This is a genomic window from Bradyrhizobium sp., from assembly GCF_016462955.1.
Taxonomy (GTDB): Bacteria; Pseudomonadota; Alphaproteobacteria; order Rhizobiales; family Xanthobacteraceae; genus Bradyrhizobium.
Genome location: NZ_JAEMSD010000690.1, coordinates 1 through 2,913 on the forward strand (window position 1 = coordinate 1; position 2,913 = coordinate 2,913).

Sequence of the window (2,913 nt, forward strand, 5' to 3'; positions counted from 1 at the left end):
GCCTGCCGCCAGCGTTCGCTCTGAGCCAGGATCAAACTCTCAAGTTGGACTTGAACTTTGAACCGGCTGATCACAACGTTTGACGAGGTCCCACCATTTTTCCGACGACCGAAGCCGCCGAGCTGCCTGCGATTCACATCGCTGGCAACGATGGTGTTTCCTTTAAAACGTGTACCGCCGAAGTCTTTCGTCCGGTCCCGATCCAAAAAGCCGAAGCTTCCCGGAAGCGAGACCCGCAAGGACTCCGCCGTCCACGTTTCTCTTTCTTCATCTTCACTTGTCAAACAGCCCGGAGCCCTGGAGGCTCCAACCTTCCTTGCAGGAAGGGTTCCGACACCCTTACCGACGATGAATGACTCCAACCGACTGGTGTCGATTGTTGTGTCACTCAACAAGGTGAGGAGCATCAGTGGCGCGTCCGCTCGCCTTGGTCAGTGACCCGGCGGCGCCGCGCTCAGTGGTTGGGGTTATAGGCCCCACCTTCCGGGCTGTCAACGCTAATCGTCAACAAATCGTCGCACAGTGGAAGTGCGGGAAAAACTACGCGTTTACAGCGCCTTAGATCGCCGCGGAGCGCACCTGCCGGCCTCGGCCCGCGAAAAAACTGAAAAAAGTTTGCGCTCCGGAGGGCTCCGGAGCGGCTCCTGGGACGGCCTGCCGCGCCCTGCCGGGGAGGTCCCTCGCGCCGCCCCGTTGAGGAAGTTTTTTCCATATCTGGCGCCGTACTTGAGCCACAATCCCGCGGCGTTCTGATAAGGAGACAAGCTTGAATCGCGGGATGCCTGTGGGGGCTGCCGGCGATTTTCATGGGGTCAGAGGAAGGCGATCTTGCAAATGACGCGGCCTTCCCCGGACATTCGAAAGACATCGCGAGCGCTTCACCCGTCCTGCTGTTCGTAATTCGGCCAGCCCCAGCTGAGGGGCTTTCTGGGCGCGGACGGCTGTGCGGCTTGCCTTTTCCGGCGATCCCCGTTCAAGAGGGCACCCGGGGACAGGTTCGAAACGAGCACTTGGGTCGTTGAATTGGGGGACTTGGGTTGAACCACAGGACGTCACGCGGCGCTTACGGGCGTGAGACCGGGATCATCGATCTCGGCCACGAGCCGCCGCTATCCGTCGATGGTTCTGAAGCCGCCGTGATCGATCGCCGTCGCGTCTCGGTGCAATGGTTCAGCGGCACGATCCTGACCGGACTCTGCGGCGCAGCCCTGATCGGCGGCGCCGTTTTCGCATCGCTCGACGGCGAGATGACGTTCGCCAAGGTGCCGGAGCGGGTCGAAGGCGCGCTGCGCGGTGCATTCGGCGCCGCAGATCGCGCCGCCACGCTGCACAAGAGCGACCGCCTGCCGCCGCCGAGCGAATCCACGGCATCGCGCAACGTCATGCGGGTCTCGACCGTCGCCCGCGTCGGCAACCGTGACGTGATGCGGGTGCGCCCGTTCGTGCGGATCGCCGGCAATCTGTCGATGACGACGAGCGATCTGTCGGCGAAGATCCCGCCGTTCAACGCCCAGCGCCTGCTCACCGATGTCGGCTCTGATCCGAAGACGGCGACCGACGATCCCAACAATCCCGAAGCCGTCGAGCCCGACGCGGAAGTGTCCTTCGTCACCAAGGACCTGTCGCAGGTGTTGCCGAAGGCTAAGATTTCCGCCGTGGTGGCGCTCGACGACATCCTGATGCGGGTGCGCGACGCCGCCAATTGGCGCGGCAATGGCGGGGTGCGCTACGCATCGCTCGCCAATGCCACGGCCGACGTCTCCGGCGCGACCGGCGCGACAGACATCAGAAGTGCCTACGCTCCCGAAGCGTCCTCGTCAGATCCCTATGCCGGTTTCGAGACGCGCGTGGTGCCGGAAAACGTCACGCTGCTGCCCAAGACCAAGGAGCAGATCACCGGCGGCAATCCCAACGGTGAACGCGTCCACATGGTCAGGAAGGGCGACAGCGTCGCCGGCGTGCTGCGCGATCTCGGCGCCACCGCCGAGGAGATCAAGGCGATCACCGCGACGCTCGGCCCGCGCGGCCGCGACGGCGGCCTGAAGGAAGGCGAGAAGCTCCGCATCCTGATGGCGCCCGCAAGCCCCGGTGCCCGCCTGCAACCCTACCGTGTCGTCATCGCCAACGAGACGATGGTCGAGGCGATCGCGGCGCTGTCCGACCTCGGCAGATACGTCGCGGTCGACGTCTCCAGCATGAACACCGTGGCGGACGCCGCGGCGAACGCCAGCAACGACGACGACGACGATGACGACGGCTCCGGCGTGCGGCTCTACCAGAGCATCTACGAGACCGCGATGCGCAACAAGGTCCCGATGCCCGTCATCGAGGACATGATCAAGATCTACTCCTACGACGTCGACTTCCAGCGCAAGGTCCAGCCCGGCGATTCCTTCGACGTGTTCTACGCCGGCGAGGACGAGGGCGTGACCGCGACCGAGAAGAACGAGGTGCTGTTCGCCTCGCTCACCGTCGCCGGCGAGACCAAGAAATACTACCGCTACCAGAGCCCCGACGACGGCCTCGTCGATTATTACGACGAGACCGGCAAGAGCGCGAAGAAGTTCCTGGTTCGAAAGCCCGTCAATAACGCCATCATGCGCTCCGGCTTCGGCGGCCGCCGCCATCCGATCCTCGGCTACGTGAAGATGCATACCGGCGTCGACTGGTCCACCTCCTACGGCACGCCGATCTTCGCCTCCGGCAACGGCGTGATCGAGAAGGCCGGCCCCGAGGGCGGCTACGGCAAGTACATCCGCATCAAGCACGCCAACGGCTACGAGACCGCCTACGGCCACATGTCGGCCTTCGCCAAGGGCATGGAGCCCGGCAAGAAGGTGCGGCAGGGCCAGGTGATCGGCTTCGTCGGCTCGTCCGGCCTGTCGACCGGCCCGCACGTCCATTACGAGATCC

Annotated in this window: 2 protein-coding genes; one reads left to right on the top strand and one right to left on the bottom strand. The window is 64.2% G+C overall.

Going from position 1 to position 2,913, the window contains the following annotated elements; translation table 11 throughout:
• A partial coding sequence (locus tag JHD07_RS36910; RefSeq protein ID WP_291631152.1) for a hypothetical protein occupies positions 1-407 on the bottom strand: 407 nt, incomplete at its 3' end.
• A gap of 630 nt (positions 408-1,037) precedes the next feature.
• Between JHD07_RS36910 and JHD07_RS36915 the strand changes: the two genes are divergently transcribed.
• Positions 1,038-2,913: M23 family metallopeptidase (locus JHD07_RS36915; protein WP_291631154.1), on the top strand; the 1,876-nt coding region annotated here is incomplete at its 3' end.